The sequence below is a fragment of the Streptomyces sp. NPDC001709 genome, assembly GCF_053596375.1.
The window spans coordinates 58,011-72,400 of the sequence record NZ_JBSFGB010000027.1; the positions used below are offsets into that span (position 1 = coordinate 58,011).

General features: G+C 70.5%; 13 protein-coding genes. 3 read left to right on the top strand and 10 right to left on the bottom strand.

Annotation, left to right across the window (positions count from 1 at the left end):
- Positions 1-63: 63 nt before the first annotated feature.
- From ACWC0C_RS32595 to ACWC0C_RS32630, 8 genes are all read right to left on the bottom strand, one after another.
- Positions 64-711 (bottom strand): superoxide dismutase, encoded by a 648-nt coding sequence (locus ACWC0C_RS32595; RefSeq protein WP_450867689.1) that lies wholly within the window; start codon positions 709-711, stop codon positions 64-66.
- Positions 712-829: 118 nt separating this feature from the next.
- Positions 830-2,212: an amino acid permease gene (locus tag ACWC0C_RS32600; RefSeq protein ID WP_450867691.1), complete on the bottom strand. Its 1,383-nt coding sequence runs from the start codon at positions 2,210-2,212 to the stop codon at positions 830-832.
- A 126-nt stretch (positions 2,213-2,338) separates the two neighbouring features.
- Positions 2,339-3,235: a TauD/TfdA dioxygenase family protein gene (locus tag ACWC0C_RS32605; protein WP_450867693.1), complete on the bottom strand. Its 897-nt coding sequence runs from the start codon at positions 3,233-3,235 to the stop codon at positions 2,339-2,341.
- A 21-nt stretch (positions 3,236-3,256) separates the two neighbouring features.
- The gene (locus tag ACWC0C_RS32610) at positions 3,257-4,591 is read right to left on the bottom strand and encodes an LLM class flavin-dependent oxidoreductase (RefSeq protein WP_450867694.1); all 1,335 of its coding nucleotides are present in this window, start codon (positions 4,589-4,591) and stop codon (positions 3,257-3,259) included.
- Positions 4,588-5,319 (bottom strand): ABC transporter ATP-binding protein, encoded by a 732-nt coding sequence (locus tag ACWC0C_RS32615; protein WP_449195148.1) that lies wholly within the window; start codon positions 5,317-5,319, stop codon positions 4,588-4,590. Before ACWC0C_RS32615 ends, ACWC0C_RS32610 begins: the two co-directional genes overlap by 4 nt.
- The gene (locus ACWC0C_RS32620) at positions 5,295-6,143 is read right to left on the bottom strand and encodes an ABC transporter permease (protein WP_450867696.1); all 849 of its coding nucleotides are present in this window, start codon (positions 6,141-6,143) and stop codon (positions 5,295-5,297) included. Before ACWC0C_RS32620 ends, ACWC0C_RS32615 begins: the two co-directional genes overlap by 25 nt.
- A complete protein-coding gene (locus ACWC0C_RS32625; protein ID WP_450867698.1) occupies positions 6,140-7,183 on the bottom strand; it encodes an ABC transporter substrate-binding protein in 1,044 nt (347 codons plus the stop codon). The genes ACWC0C_RS32620 and ACWC0C_RS32625 overlap by 4 nt, the downstream gene beginning before the upstream one ends.
- 216 nt (positions 7,184-7,399) lie before the next feature.
- On the bottom strand, positions 7,400-8,599 hold the full coding sequence (locus tag ACWC0C_RS32630; protein WP_450867700.1) for an ROK family protein: 1,200 nt from the start codon (positions 8,597-8,599) through the stop codon (positions 7,400-7,402).
- 443 nt (positions 8,600-9,042) lie between these two features.
- On the opposite strand from ACWC0C_RS32630, the gene ACWC0C_RS32635 reads away from it, so the two are divergent.
- Positions 9,043-9,624: a biotin transporter BioY gene (locus ACWC0C_RS32635; protein WP_449195144.1), complete on the top strand. Its 582-nt coding sequence runs from the start codon at positions 9,043-9,045 to the stop codon at positions 9,622-9,624.
- Positions 9,625-9,876: 252 nt separating this feature from the next.
- Here ACWC0C_RS32635 and ACWC0C_RS32640 read toward each other — a convergent pair whose 3' ends face one another.
- On the bottom strand, positions 9,877-11,301 hold the full coding sequence (locus ACWC0C_RS32640; RefSeq protein ID WP_450867702.1) for an amino acid permease: 1,425 nt from the start codon (positions 11,299-11,301) through the stop codon (positions 9,877-9,879).
- A gap of 227 nt (positions 11,302-11,528) precedes the next feature.
- Here ACWC0C_RS32640 and ACWC0C_RS32645 point away from each other — a divergent pair, with 227 nt between their 5' ends.
- On the top strand, positions 11,529-12,014 hold the full coding sequence (locus tag ACWC0C_RS32645) for a ribose-5-phosphate isomerase (protein WP_450867704.1): 486 nt from the start codon (positions 11,529-11,531) through the stop codon (positions 12,012-12,014).
- Between the two features lie 176 nt (positions 12,015-12,190).
- Positions 12,191-13,000: an Fpg/Nei family DNA glycosylase gene (locus tag ACWC0C_RS32650; RefSeq protein WP_450867706.1), complete on the top strand. Its 810-nt coding sequence runs from the start codon at positions 12,191-12,193 to the stop codon at positions 12,998-13,000.
- Positions 13,001-13,007: 7 nt separating this feature from the next.
- Here the strand turns inward: ACWC0C_RS32650 and ACWC0C_RS32655 are convergent, their stop codons facing one another.
- Positions 13,008-14,249 (bottom strand): GNAT family N-acetyltransferase, encoded by a 1,242-nt coding sequence (locus ACWC0C_RS32655; protein WP_450867707.1) that lies wholly within the window; start codon positions 14,247-14,249, stop codon positions 13,008-13,010.
- Positions 14,250-14,390 lie beyond the last annotated feature (141 nt).

The window sequence follows — 14,390 nt, forward strand, 5'->3', positions numbered from 1 at the left end:
CGTTCATCCGCCTGCCGCCGTGAAGGGTGAGAAGACGATCACGAGGCAGGACGACTCGGGGGCTCAGGGAGCGAGCAGCAGGGCGTTCCCGCGGGACTTGGCGGCCTCGTAACGGCGGGCGACGTCCTGCCAGTTCACGACCTGCCACATGGCCTCGACGAAGTCCACCTTCTGGTTGCGGTACTGGAGATAGAAGGCGTGCTCCCAGGCGTCGAAGACCAGGATCGGGGTGGAGCCCTGGCCGACGTTGCCCTGGTGGTCGTAGACCTGCTCCACGATCAGGCGGCCGCTCAGCGGCTCGTACGCCAGCACGCCCCAGCCGGAGCCCTGGGTGGTGGCCGCGGCCTTGGACAGCTGGGTCCTGAAGGCGGCGAAGGAGCCGAAGGACTCCGTGATCGCGTCCGCCAGCTCGCCCACGCCGTCGGCCGCGAGCGGCTCGCCGCCGCCGTCCTTCGGACCGGTCATGTTCTGCCAGTAGACGCTGTGCAGGATGTGGCCGGAGAGGTGGAAGGCCAGGTTCTTCTCCAGGCCGTTGACCGAGCCCCACGACTCCTTGTCCCGCGCCTCGGCGAGCTGCTCCAGCGTGTCGTTGGCGCCCTTCACATAGGCCGCGTGGTGCTTGTCGTGGTGCAGCTCGATGATCTCCGGGCTGATCACGGGGGCCAGCGCGGAGTAGTCGTAGGGCAGGTCGGGCAGCGTGTAGACGGGCATGGGTGATCCCCTCCGGAACCTTATTGCAAAAAGCTTGCAACTACACGCTAGCAACAAGAGCGTGCGGACAACACAAAGGCCCCCGCGTGTCGTACGCGGGGGCCTTGCCGAGGAGGGGTCAGCGCTTGGCGCGGGCCCGCTGCCAGACGTAGCCGACCGCCGCCAGGAACAGGGTCATGCCACCGGTGGAGTACAGCTGGACCCGGGTGTCCTGCTCGCGGGCCATCAGGACGAAGATCGCGGCCATGCCGGCCAGCGCCGCCCAGGTCAGCCAGGGGAACGCCCACATGCGCACGACCAGCTTCTCGGGGGCCTCGCGCTCCACGCGGCGGCGCAGCAGCAGCTGGGAGACCGCGATGAAGACCCAGACGACCAGGATGACCGCGCCGATCATGTTCAGCAGCCACGGGAAGACGTCGTCCGGGCGCCAGTAGCTGAGCACCACACAGACGAACCCGAAGAAGCAGGAGGTGAGGACGGCGATCCGGGGGACCCCGCCGGACAGCTTCGCCAGCACCTTCGGGCCCTGCCCGCGCTCGACCAGCGAGTAGGCGATGCGCGAGGAGCCGTAGATGTTGGCGTTCATCGCGGACAGCAGGGCGGCGAAGACCACCACGTTCATCAGCTGTCCCGCGCCGGGGATGCCGAGGTGGTCGAGCGTGGCGACGTACGGGCCCTTCGTCACGACCTCCTTGGAGTCCCACGGGACCAGGGTGACGACGACCGCCATCGAGCCGATGTAGAACAGCGCGATGCGCCACATCGCCGTACGGACGGCGGACACCACGCCCTTGACCGGGTTCTCCGACTCGGCCGCCGCGATGGTGACCGTCTCCAGGCCGCCGTAGGCGAAGACGGACGCGAGCAGGCCGATGATCAGGCCGTTGCCGCCGTGCGGCAGGAAATGGGTGAGGTTCGAGGTGCCGGGGGCGTCCGTGCCGGGCAGCACGCCCGCGATGGCGAGCACGCCCAGGATCAGGAACAGGCTGATCGCGCCGACCTTCAGCGCGGCGAACCAGAACTCGAACTCGCCGAAGTTCTTCACGGCGGCCAGGTTCGCCCCGCAGAAGACGACCATGAACAGCGCCACCCAGAGCCACTCGGGGGTGCCGGGCAGCCAGCCGGAGACGATGTGCGCGGCGCCGATGCCCTCCAGGCCGACGGCCGTGCACAGCAGCACCCAGAACGACCAGCCGGCCGCGAAGCCCGCCCAGGGGCCGATCGCCCGCTCGGCGTGCGCGGAGAAGGAACCGGACGACGGGTAGGCGGCCGACATCTCGCCGAGCATCCGCATCACCAGCATCACCAGCAGGCCGGAGAGCGTGTAGGCGACCACGATGGACGGGCCGGCGGCGGCGATGCCCGCGCCGGAGCCGATGAACAGGCCGGCACCGATGACGCCGCCCAGGGCGATCATCGACAGGTGGCGCTGCTTGAGGCCGTGGGAGAGGGAGGCGCCCTGTTCCTGCGGCGGCGTCTCCGTGGTGGTGCTGGTGGGCATGGGCGCGGCTCTCCCGGGCGAAGGCAATGGGCGGGCAAAAACCCCGCCAGTCTGGGCGGCCCGTCCGCTCACACGGAGGGGCCGCCCAGTATCCGGACACTCGCCACACGCAGGGTGAACGGACGACTACGCGGCTGCCGACACCGGGGTGTAGTGCGAGGCGTCGCCCTCGATCGAGTAGCTCTCCTTGCCCTCGACGCCGACCGGGACGTCACCGGCGACGGTCACCCGGTGCAGCCGGCGCGGCCGTCCGTCGTAGTTGTCGATGGCGTAGTGCTGGGTGATCCGGTTGTCGAAGAGCACCAGCTCGTCCTCCGCCCAGCGGTGGCGCAGGATGTTCTCCGGGCGGGTGACGTACGCCTGGAACAGGTCCAGGATCTTGCGGGACTCGCCGGTCGACAGGCCCACGATCCGCTGCGCGAACCCGCCGATGAACAGGCCGCGCTCCCCGGTCAGCGGGTGCACCCGGACCACCGGATGGGCGGTGCGGTACCCGATGGACGTGAACTGGGCGCGCTGGGCGGCCTGCTCCTCGTCGATCTCCTCGTCCGGTACGGCGTAGTCGTAGTCGTTGGTGTGCTCGGCCCACAGCGTGTCGGCGAGGCGGCGCAGCGGCTCGGGCAGGTCCCGGTAGGCGGCGGCCGCGTTCGCGATCAGGGTCTCGCCGCCGTACGGCGGGATCGTGATCGAGCGCAGGGTGCTGGCCTGCGGCGGGTTGAGGACGAAGGTGACGTCGGTGTGCCAGTGGTTGGCCCGGCCCCGCTCGCTGTCCACGGGCAGCACGTTCGGGGCGCCGTCGACCGCGCCGACCGTCGGGTGGGCCGTGGTGAGGTCGCCGAAGTGCCGGGCGAAGGCCTGCTGGCCGGCGTCGTCCAGGCCGCCCGCGTCGAAGACGAGCGCCTTGTGGACGTTCAGGGCCTCACGGATCTCGGCCACCTCTTCCGGGGCGAGCGGCCGGGTGATGTCGACGCCGGAGACACGGGCGCCGACGCGTGCGGTGACCTTGGTGATCTCGATGGACATGGCGGTTCCTTTCAGACGCGGTCAGACGAGGGCTGCGATGTGCTGGTTGGCGGGGCGGGGCAGGCCGTAGCGCTCCCGGAGGGTCCGGCGGGGGCCGTACTCCTCGCGGAACAGGCCGCGGGCGCGCAGGAGCGGTACGACGTGCTCGACGAAGGCGTCCAGCCCGGAGGGCAGCACGGCGGGCATGATGTTGAAGCCGTCGGCGGCGCCCCGGGTGAACCAGGTCTCGATCTGGTCGGCGACCTGCTCGGGCGTCCCGGCGAAGGTGAGGTGGCCTCGCCCGCCGCCGAGCCGGCCGATCAGCTGCCGGACGGTGAGCCGCTCGCGCCGGGCCAGCTCGACCACGAGTGTGTAGCGGCTCTTGGCGCCCTCGACGGCGGACTCGGGTGGCAGGTCGGAGGGGAGTTCGGCATCCAACTCCAGTGTTCCGGCGGGCAGTTGCAGAAGGTTCTCCAGCCGGCTGACCCCGTGGTCGTACACGATGTGGTCCTCCAGCAGCTGTTCCGCCGCCCGCGCCTCCGCCTCGGTCGAGCCGAGCACGGGCACGATGCCGGGGAGCACCTTGATGTGCCCGGGATCCCTTCCCGCTTGTACCGTCCGGGACTTGAGGTCGGCGTAGAAGGCCTGCGCGTCCTCGATGGTCTGCTGTGCGGTGAACACCGCCTCCGCGTACCGGGCGGCGAAGGCCTTGCCGTCCTCGCTCGACCCCGCCTGCACCAGGAGCGGGTAGCCCTGGGGTGTGCGGGGCACGTTGAGGGCGCCCGCCACACTGAAGTACGTGCCCTGGTGGCGGGGCGGATGGATCTTGCTGTCGTCGCCCCAGACGCCGGCCGCCTTGTCGGCGACGATCGCGTCGTCCTCCCAGCTGTCCCACAGCTTCAGCGCCACGTCGAGGAACTCGGCCGCGCGGGCGTACCGCTCGGCGTGCGGGGGCTCTTCACCGAGCCCGAAGTTGCGGGCGGCCTCGGCTCCCGCCGTGGTGACGATGTTCCAGCCGGCCCGGCCGCCGCTGATGATGTCCAGCGAGGCGAACTTGCGGGCCAGGTTGTAGGGCGAGTTGTAGGACGTGGAGGCGGTGGCGATCAGGCCGATGTGCTCGGTGGCCGTCGCCAGCGCGGTCAGCAGGGTGAGCGGTTCCAGGGCGCCGGCCGGGCGCTGGGCGAGGTTGCCCCACAGCTGGGGGCCGTCGGCGAGGAAGAGGGAGTCGAAGGTGCCGCGCTCGGCGATCCGGGCGAGCCGCACGTAATGCTCCAGGTCGACGTGCGCGTACGGGTCGCTCTCTGGGAGCCGCCACGACGCCTCGTGGTGCCCGGTGTCCATGAGGAACGCGTTCAGATGGAGTGTTCTGCGTGTCACCGGTCCTCCGTGACGCCCAGTGCGGCCAGCAGCCGCTCGCGGTACTCGCCCAGCACCGGCTCGCGGTAGGAGCGCGGGTGGGGGCGGTCGATGGTCAGGTCGAGTCCGATGCGGCCCTGGTCCAGGACGAGGACCCGGTCGGCGAGCACGATCGCCTCGTCGACGTCGTGGGTGACCAGCAGCACGGACGGGCGGTGGCGCTGCCACAGGTCGCGCAGCAGGCTGTGCATCCTGATGCGGGTCAGCGCGTCCAGCGCGCCGAACGGCTCGTCGGCCAGCAGGAGTTCGGGCTCACGGACCAGGGAGCGGGCGAGCGCGGCCCGCTGGGCCTCGCCGCCGGACAGCTCGCCCGGCCAGGCCCGCTCACGGCCCTGCAGCCCGACCTCCGCGAGGGCGGCCCGGCCCCGCTCCTCGGCGTCCCTGCCGTCGGTGCCCAGCAGGACGTTGTCCAGCACCCGGCGCCAGGGCAGCAGCCGGGAGTCCTGGAAGACGACCGAGACCCGCTCGGGCGCGGTGAGCCGGCCCCCGCCCGTGACCTCGTGGTCGAGCCCGGCGATCGCCCGCAGCAGGGTGCTCTTGCCCGAGCCGCTGTGCCCGAGCAGGGCCGTGAACTGGCCGGCGGGCAGGTCGAGGTCGATGCCGTCGAGGACCGTACGGCCGTCGAAGGAGCGGGTGAGGCCGCGGAGCCGGACGGCGGGGCGGGTCAGTTGCTCAGTGTGCGGCGCCACGACAGCACCCTCCGTTCGACGAGACGGACCACGCTGTCGGAGACCAGGCCGAAGACGCCGTAGATCAGCAGGCCGACCAGGATCACGTCGGTCTGGCCGTAGTTCTGCGCCTGGAACATCATGTAGCCGAGGCCGCTGGTGGCGTTGATCTGCTCCAGCACCACCAGGGCCAGCCAGGAGCCCGTCACACCGAGCCGGAGTCCCACGAAGAATCCGGGCAGCGCGCCGGGGATCACCACCTGGCGGACGAAGGCGAGCCGGGACAGGCCCTGCACCTCCGCGAGTTCGACGTAACGGCCGTCGATGCCGGACAGCGCGGCATGCGTGTTCAGATAGATCGGGATGTAGACGACGATCGCGATGATGGCGACCTTGAAGGTCTCGCCGATGCCCAACCAGAGGATGAACAGCGGGATCAGGCCGAGGGTCGGGATCGCCCGGTTGAACTGCACGGTCCCGTCGATCAGCGCCTCCCCGGTCCGGCTGAGCCCGGCGGCGAGCGCGAGCAGCACCCCTGCGGCCAGACCGATCGCGAAGCCGTATCCGGCCCGCTCCAGCGAGGTCAGGATGTCGGTGGGCAGGGTGCCGGCGGTCCACAGATGACCGGCGGTCCAGATGACCGTCCAGGGAGCCGGGACGGCACCCGTGTCGAGCGCTCCGGCGGCGGAGGCGGCGGCCCACACGGCGAGGACGACGAGGGGGCCGAGCAGCCGGGCGGCCGGCAGCCGGCGGCCGGGGGACAGACGCCTGCGCCTGCGGACCTCGGGGACCTCCCCGGCCTCCGCCGCCGCGACGGCGGTCGTCGTCGTGGTCACGGCGGTCATTTCCGGTACTCCTCGGGTACGGCCTTTGCGGCGATCGACTCGAAGCGGTGGTCGAAGAGCGAGGACACGTCGAACTTCTTCACGAACCCGCCCTCGGCCAGCAGATCGGCCGTCTCCTGCTCCCACTTGACCGCCTCGTCCCAACCGGTCGGGAACAGCGGCTTGTTGGCGAGCTTGGCGATGCCCCGCGCCTGCTCCAGGGTCAGGTTCTGCGTCTTGACGTAGAACTCCTCGTTCCAGACGTCCGGGTGCTCGTACTGCCACACCTGGCCCCGGGCCCACTGCGAGATGTAGGCGGCGATGGCGGCGGCCTTCGCGGGGTCGTTCAGCACGGACTGCGGCGCCCACAGCAGGTTGAGCAGGTCGACGACATCGGTGGGGATGGTGCGGGCGCCTTTCGCCTCGTACTGCTTCAGATACGCGGGCGCCTGGTTGTTGGCGAGCGGGGCCACGTCGACCTGCCCGGACTGCAGGGCGGTGAGGAACTGGTTGCTGGTCAGCGGGACCAGCTTCACCTCGTCGTACCCGAGGCCCGCCTTCTTCAGCGCCCGTAGCAGGACGACGCCCTGGGCCTGCCCCTGCGAGAAGGCGAGCCGCTTGCCCTTGAAGTCGTCGACGGTGTGGATGTCGCTGCCGGGCTTGGTGGCGAAGAGGTAGTTGGGCTTGCGGGTGATGTCGATCGCCACGATCTTGGCGTCGAAGCCCTGGTAGTGCGCCTGGATCGGCGGGATGCCCGCGTTGTTGGCGAGGTCCAGGGACCCCGCGCGGAAGGCGTTGATGACATCCGGTCCGGCGCCGATGTTCACCCAGCTCGACACCGTGAACGGCAGCTTGGGCAGCTTCGCCAGCCGGAACTGCAGCTGCTGCTGGCCCAGGTACGAGGCGATCTTCAGGCTGGTGCCCGCCGGGACCTTGTCCGCGAGCGGCTTGGTCGCGGCGCCCTGGGTGTCGGCGGCGGCATCGCCCTTCGCGCAGCCGCTGAGGCCCACGGCGGCGGTGGACGCGCCCAGCAAGGAGGTGAGAAAGACACGACGGTGCATGGGAGGACTCCCGGGAGAAAAGGGCTGGAAAGGCGGGAAGAAATCCGGGAAAGACAAGCCGGGGGAAGAGAACTCACGCAGACCCGCGCAGCGGGAAACACACGCTTCATGCGCGGCAATATGTCAGCAACAGACGGTGCGACAGCTCGTGAGGTGGCTCATGACCAGCATGTTCCTGGCCATGAGCGACTCCTGTCAACATTCGGAGTTTCTGAATTAAATAGCCTCAGGTGGCGCGCCCAACGGATCCCGGAACACCACGTCAAGGGCCACTGAACCGCCCGCGACCGCCAGCACGGAATCCGGGAAACTCGTCGGCAGCACCGCCGCCGTACGGCGATTTCCGGCCGCCTCCCGCAGCGCGCCCAGGCACTCCTCGAAGTGGAGGGCACCGACCTCGGTGACGACGACCGTCTCCGGGTTGAGCACATCGAGCAGCAGCCCGGCCGCCCGCCCGGTCGCCCGGGACCGCTCGACCAGCAGCCGCCGGGCCACCGCGTCCCCGGCCGCCGCGGCGGCCACCACATGCATCGGATTGGCCGAGCCGATCACCCCGGCCGCACGGGCCCGCCGACACAACGTCCGCTCGCTCAGCTCCACTTGAAGGCAGCCGCTACGGCCGCACGGGCAGGGCTCGGTGCCGCCCGGCACCGGCAGATGCGCGATCGCCCCGGCCGCCGAACGCGGCCCGTGGTGCACCTCGTCGTTGGTGGCGAAGGCCGCGTCGACCACATTGCCCACGAATAGATGCAGCACGCTCCGGCTGCCCCGGGCCCGCCCGAACAGCCGCTCCCCGTTCACCAACGCCCGTGCGTGGCCGTCCACATGGACCGGCAGGCCGGTGCGGGCGCCGAGCAGCTCCCGCACCGGCACCTCGCGCCAGCCCAGCAGCTCGTGCTCGACCACGGTGCCCGTCTCCCGGTCCACCCAGCCGCCGACCGCCACCCCGACGCCCAGCGGCCGGCGGCCCGGCACCCCGGCGAGCAGCTCGGAGAGCGCGCCGGCGGCCCGCGCCAGCACCCAGCCGGGATCGGTGCGTTCGTGCTTCAGCTCGCGCCGGGCCACCACCCGTCCGCGCAGATCCAGCAGCGCGACCGTCGTGTACGGCACGGCCACATGCACCCCGCCGACCAGGAACCCGGTGTCGTCCAGGTCGACGGGCACATGAGGCCGGCCCACCCCGTTCGAGCGGCGGGGAGCCGCCGACTCCCGGATCAGACCGAGACCGGTGAGCCGGGCACAGTGCTCGGTCACCGACGCGGGCGACAGCCCGGTCAGCCGGGCGATGGTGCTGCGCGCCACCGGCCCGTGCTCCAGCACGGACCGCAGCACGACACTGGCGCTGGTGCGCAGCCGGTCGCGGTCGGCGGCACGTGGAACGGGCGAGACAAGGGGGGATACCGCGGTACGGGGCATGGAGGACCGTCCTCGGGAACGGGGCCGACACGTCTCGGAGAGCAGCGGCACACCGCAGGGCGCCGCTAAGCCGGGCGGCGACAGGTGGCCGTGCCCTGGCGTCGCAGGTCGACATAGCGACGCGACGTGAAGTACCGGGCCTGGGCAACCATGCGTTCGAAGCTAGCAAAGCGCCCCCGCGCTGCCCAGACGGCGACCGACGGGCGAGACGGTCACCGGGGCGTTGGTGGAACCCTACAGACGCGGCGTCAGGTCCACCCGTACCATGCGCCACTTCACCTCAGTGACCGGTATCACGCCCTCCCCGGTGTAACCTGCATCCTTTGTTTGGAGCCCACCAAGGGTCAGTTCCCGCCTTTGTCGAGCACTGACGGTGATCGGCGCGCGGCGGCCGGTATAGCGTCACGGTGTTCCCACGTGCCCACACCACTCGCGGAGTCCCCATGAGCACCGCCACCGTCGTCGCCCGCCCCGGCGCCGTCCTCGCCGACCTCCTTCCCGCCTCCCGCGTGCGCGACGCCGCCCTCGTGGTCGGCGGCGCCGTGCTCACCGGCCTCGCCGCGCAGCTGGCCGTCCCGGTGCCCGGCTCCCCGGTGCCGGTGACCGGCCAGACCTTCGCCGCGCTGCTCGTCGGCACCGCGCTCGGCACCCGCCGCGGCTTCCTCTCCCTCGCCCTGTACGCGCTCGCCGGTGTCGCCGGTGTGCCGTGGTTCGCGGGCGGCACGTCCGGCTCGGGCGCCGTCTCCTTCGGCTACATCCTCGGCATGCTGCTCGCCTCGGCCGCCGTGGGCGCCCTGGCCCGGCGCGGCGCCGACCGCTCGCCGCTGCGGATGGCGGGCACGATGATCCTCGGCGAGGCGATCATCTACGCGATCGGCGTGCCCTACCTGGCCGTCGCCGCCGACATGTCCCTCTCCAAGGCCGTCGCGCTCGGCCTCACCCCGTTCCTGATCGGCGACGCCCTCAAGGCCGCCCTGGCGATGGGTGCGCTGCCCACCGCCTGGAAGTTCGCGAACAAGCGCTAGGAGTCATGCGCCGACGCCGTAGTTCCTGCGGAAGAGGTTCGCCGGGTCAGGGGTCTCCTTGGTCCGGGCGAGCCTCTTTCGCGTTTCGGGGTCGCAGCTCACCGGCGCGCTCGACGTCCGTAACCGGCGTCACCAGGGCGCAGGAGGGTCAGGCCGAGGTGGTCGTCCCCGTAGGTGTCACGGCATGCAGCAAGGCCGCATGACCTGACAGGTTCCGTCAGGTCATGCGGCCATGGTCAGCCGGAGGGCGGATCAGCCGACGGACACCTTGTCGGCCGGGGCCTCGGCGGCCGGGACCGGGCGGTTCGCCTGGAGCTTCTGCTTCACCACGGCGACCAGCACCACGACCGCCGCCACCCCCACGGACAGCAGCACGGTCGTACGGCCGCTGCTCTCGCCCTTGGTGTCGGTGAGCATGTAGCCGAGGACGCCGACGATGAAGACGGCCGTGATCCAGGTCAGGTACGGATACAGCCACATCTTCACGACGAGCTTCTCCGGTGCCTCCCGCTGGATGATCTTCCGCATCCGCAGCTGCGAGAAGCAGATGACCAGCCACACGAACAGGGCGACCGCTCCAGAGGAGTTGACCAGGAAGAGGAAGACGGTCTTCGGGTAGGCGTAGTTGAAGAAGACCGCCACGAAGCCGAAGACGACCGACGCCAGGATGGCCGCCATCGGCACACCGCGGGAGGTGGTGCGGGCGAAGGCCTTCGGGGCGTCACCGCGCTGGCCCAGCGAGAACGCCATGCGGGAGGCCGTGTAGAGGCCGGAGTTGAGACAGGACAGCACCGAGGTCAGGATGATGACGTTCATGATCTGACCGGCGTTGGGGATGCCGAGGGAGTCCAGCGCGGCGACGTAGGAGCCGTCCTTCTTGATGGACGGGTCGTTCCACGGCAGCAGCGAGACGACGACCAGGATCGAGCCCAGGTAGAAGACGCCGATACGCCAGATGATGCTGTTGGTGGACTTGGTCACCGCGCCCTGCGGGTCCTCCGACTCGCCGGCCGCCAGGGTCGCGATCTCGCTGCCCATGAAGGAGAAGACGACCAGCAGCACACCGGTGAGAATCGCGCCGGGGCCGTGCGGCAGGAAGCCGCCGTGGTTCGTCAGGTTGCCGAAGGAGGCCTTGTCGGCGTGCACGCCCGGCAGGACGCCGAACACGGCCAGCAGACCGATGACGATGAACGCGCTGATCGCCACGACCTTGATACCGGCGAACCAGAACTCGAACTCGCCGTAGGAGCCGACGGAGACCAGGTTGGTCGCGGTCAGCACGGTCATCACGATGAGCGCCCAGGCCCACTGCGGCACGTTCGGGACCCAGCCGTGGAGGATCTCGGCGCCGGCGGTGGCCTCGACGGCCAGCACGACGACCCAGAAGAACCAGTAGAGCCAGCCGATGGAGAAGCCGGCCCAGCGGCCGAGGGCACGGTCGGCGTGCGCGGAGAAGGAGCCGGAGGTGGGGTTGGCGGCGGACATCTCGCCGAGCATCCGCATCACGAGGACGACGAGGGTGCCGACGAGGGCATACGACAGGAGAATGCCCGGTCCCGCGGTGGCGATACCGGTCTTGGAACCGACGAAGAGGCCGGCTCCGATGACACCACCGATCGCGATCATCGACAGATGGCGGTTCTTGAGTCCTGCTTGGAGGCCCGAACCAGGGGTCATGGACGGATTTCCTTTGCACCAGGAGGGGCGGCTCGTATGAGCGGTGTACGAGGCGGTCCAGTGAATCCGAGGCGAACGAATTCGGGAACCTCTGAATCCGTATCGTTACCTTGAGGTTCCCTTGAGGTTCTATGGGCCCGCTCACATTCTTCCTGGCTTGGCGATCCGGCGATCCGGCGTTCCCACCCGAGGCTGCTCCCCCGGATCGGGCGTGTCACACTCATGGCATGCGCGTGTATCTCGGCTCCGACCATGCGGGCTACGAACTCAAGAACCACCTCGTCGACTGGCTCAAGGCGGCGGGGCACGAGCCCGTCGACTGCGGGCCGCACATCTACGACGCCCAGGACGACTACCCGCCCTTCTGCCTGCGCGCCGCCGAGCGTACGGCCGCGGACTCCGACGCCCTCGGCATCGTGATCGGCGGCTCCGGCAACGGGGAGCAGATCGCCGCGAACAAGGTGAAGGGCGTGCGGGCGGCGCTGGCCTGGAGCGAGGAGACCGCGTCGCTCGGCCGGCAGCACAACAACGCCAACGTCGTGGCCGTGGGTGCGCGCATGCACAGCACGGAGGAGGCGACGAAGTTCGTCGAGACCTTCCTCAACACGCCGTTCTCCGGTGACGAGCGTCACATCCGCCGCATCGACATGCTGTCGGCGTACGAGACGACGGGCGACCTGCCGCCGATCCCGGCACACCACCCCCAGCAGTAGGCCGACCTCCCGGGGGCTCCGCCCCCGGCCCCGGCTTGCTTCGGCTGGAGAGAAGACGGAAGGCCCGCCCCTTCGCCGGTCGGCCGCAATGCCACCCGGCCCGCTCGTCCACCCCTCGGCCAAACGAGTCGGGTGGGCGGGTGGGCGACGCATTGGTTGGAAAGGACACCTTAGCCTTGCCGGAAGGGCACACCATCCATCGGCTGGCCCAGGACTACGCCGCCCGCTTCCTCGGCACGGCCCCGCGGGTGACCAGCCCCCAGGGCAAGTTCTCCGACGCCGCCGCCCTTCTGGACAGAGCCGCGCTGACGGCCACCGAAGCGCACGGCAAGCACCTCTTCCTCCGCTTCCGGGACACCGACTGGGTCCACATCCACCTCGGCCTCTTCGGCAAGGTCGGCTTCGGTGACGCCCCCGCACCCCCGCCCACCGACACGGTCCGCCTCCGTCTCGCGAACGACACGGCGTACGTGGACCTCCGCGGCCCCACCACCTGCGCGCTGATCACCGACACCGAGAAGCAGGCCATACACGACCGCCTCGGCCCCGACCCGCTCCGCGAGGACGCCGACCCGAGCGCGGCGTACCGCAGGATCTCGCGCAGCCGTACGACGATCGCCGCGCTGCTCATGGACCAGAAGCTCGTCGCCGGCGTCGGCAACGTCTACCGCGCCGAGGTCCTCTTCCGGCACGGCATCGACCCGTACCGCGCGGGCAAGGACATCACCCCGGCCGAGTGGCGGACCATCTGGGCCGACCTCGTCTCGCTGATGCGCGAAGGGGTGCGGAACAACAGGATCGACACCGTACGGCCCGAGCACACCCCGGAGGCCATGAGCCGCCCGCCCCGCGTCGACGACCACGGCGGCGAGGTGTACGTCTACCGCCGCGCCGCCCAGCCCTGCCACATCTGCGGCGACGAGATCCGCACCGCCGGCCTCGCCGCCCGCAACCTCTTCTGGTGCCCCACCTGTCAGAAACGGTGACCGAACGCTAGAAGCCGTGCGGCAGCCAAGGTGCCACCGCCGAGCCGAACGCCACCGACGCCTCCGTCAGCGCCCCCGGCCGCCGCTCCCGTACCCGCCCGGCCGCCGCGAGTGACAGCAGGGTCACCCCGCCGAGATAGGCCGCGCCCAACTCCCGTACGGACAGGGTCACATCGGCCGCGTCGGACGTCCGTTGGCAGGACGCGCCCTTGGTGTCGCCCGTCAGGCGCCAACGCCCGGCGTTCCACGGGCAGAAGGTGTCCTCCACCTCCAGCACGACGTCCACGGGCGCCTGATACGTACGGGCCGACAGTGCCGTACCGACGTCGACGAGACGGACGTACGCGTCGTCCCTCAGGCGCGGCCGGCAGCGGCGGGTGTCCGAGACCAGGTACCGCCAGGCGTCGTCCACCGGCCGCGACTCCACCGACAGCGTCGTCATCAGGTCGATGCCGAACAGGAACCGCCACAGCGCGGCCTCGGTGACGGGATCGAGCGCGGCCAGGTCCTTCAGGTGCACCGTGCCGTCGTGCCCGCTCTCACCCCAGTCGATCTTGGTGGTGAAGCGGACGTACCCGGTGATCTCGCCGTCCCGTTCGGCGACCGCGCACTGCAGCGCCGACGCCCCGTCCCGGTCGCTCTCCGGGTCCAGGAGACCGGCCCGCTCCCACCCGGGCTGCCGGGCCAGCATTCCGGGCCGTAGCGGCACCAGGGCCGCGTAGACCGCCTCGCACGCGTCGAGGACGTCCGCGGGCGCCGCGTAGCGCAGCCGTACGTCCTCGACCCCGGGCGGCAGGGACAGTGTCACCCGGCTCGTGTCGATCTCGGCGGTCGTACGGAAGGTGGCCGCGCCGTATCCGAAGCGGCCGTAGATCGCGGGCTCGGAGGCGGTCAGCACCGCCAGCGGCTCGCCGAGCGCCCGTATGTCGTCCAGCTGCCGGCGCATCATCGAGGTCAGCACCCCGCGCCGCCGGTGCGTGGCGACGACCCCCACCATGGTCACGCCGGCCGCCGGGACCACGGCCCCGCCCGGCACGGACATCCGGAAGCTGAACGCGCCCGCAGCCCCGACGATCTCGTCCCCGTCCCAGACGGCCAGGGAACGGTCGAACTCGGTGAGAGTCCTGTCCAGTTCGCGTTCCTCGGGCTGTACCGTCGAAGCGCTGAAGGCGCGGCACAAGGTGCCGTACCACCGGTCCCAGTCGGACTCGCGCAGCACCCTCAACCCGGTTCCCCAGTCAGTCCCCATGGGCCATGCCTATCAGGGCATTGCGGGACGAGCCAGCGAATTTCTCCCGGACGGCGGCGCGATGGCCTCGCGTGCCGTTGACTGTGGGGACGAACCGCGAAGTGGAGCCTCGCACGGGGGACAAGTGGGACCTCCCGTGCC

What these genes read in the sequence shown, in the direction of transcription:
- ACWC0C_RS32595 (WP_450867689.1), bottom strand. Translation starts at nt 711, where the DNA reads ATGCCCGTCTACACGCTGCCCGACCTGCCCTACGACTACTCCGCGCTG.
- ACWC0C_RS32640 (WP_450867702.1), bottom strand. Translation starts at nt 11,301, where the DNA reads ATGACCCCTGGTTCGGGCCTCCAAGCAGGACTCAAGAACCGCCATCTG.
- ACWC0C_RS32630 (WP_450867700.1), bottom strand. Translation starts at nt 8,599, where the DNA reads ATGCCCCGTACCGCGGTATCCCCCCTTGTCTCGCCCGTTCCACGTGCC.
- ACWC0C_RS32605 (WP_450867693.1), bottom strand. Translation starts at nt 3,235, where the DNA reads ATGTCCATCGAGATCACCAAGGTCACCGCACGCGTCGGCGCCCGTGTC.
- ACWC0C_RS32655 (WP_450867707.1), bottom strand. Translation starts at nt 14,249, where the DNA reads ATGGGGACTGACTGGGGAACCGGGTTGAGGGTGCTGCGCGAGTCCGAC.
- ACWC0C_RS32635 (WP_449195144.1), top strand. Translation starts at nt 9,043, where the DNA reads ATGAGCACCGCCACCGTCGTCGCCCGCCCCGGCGCCGTCCTCGCCGAC.
- ACWC0C_RS32620 (WP_450867696.1), bottom strand. Translation starts at nt 6,143, where the DNA reads ATGACCGCCGTGACCACGACGACGACCGCCGTCGCGGCGGCGGAGGCC.
- ACWC0C_RS32625 (WP_450867698.1), bottom strand. Translation starts at nt 7,183, where the DNA reads ATGCACCGTCGTGTCTTTCTCACCTCCTTGCTGGGCGCGTCCACCGCC.
- ACWC0C_RS32600 (WP_450867691.1), bottom strand. Translation starts at nt 2,212, where the DNA reads ATGCCCACCAGCACCACCACGGAGACGCCGCCGCAGGAACAGGGCGCC.
- ACWC0C_RS32645 (WP_450867704.1), top strand. Translation starts at nt 11,529, where the DNA reads ATGCGCGTGTATCTCGGCTCCGACCATGCGGGCTACGAACTCAAGAAC.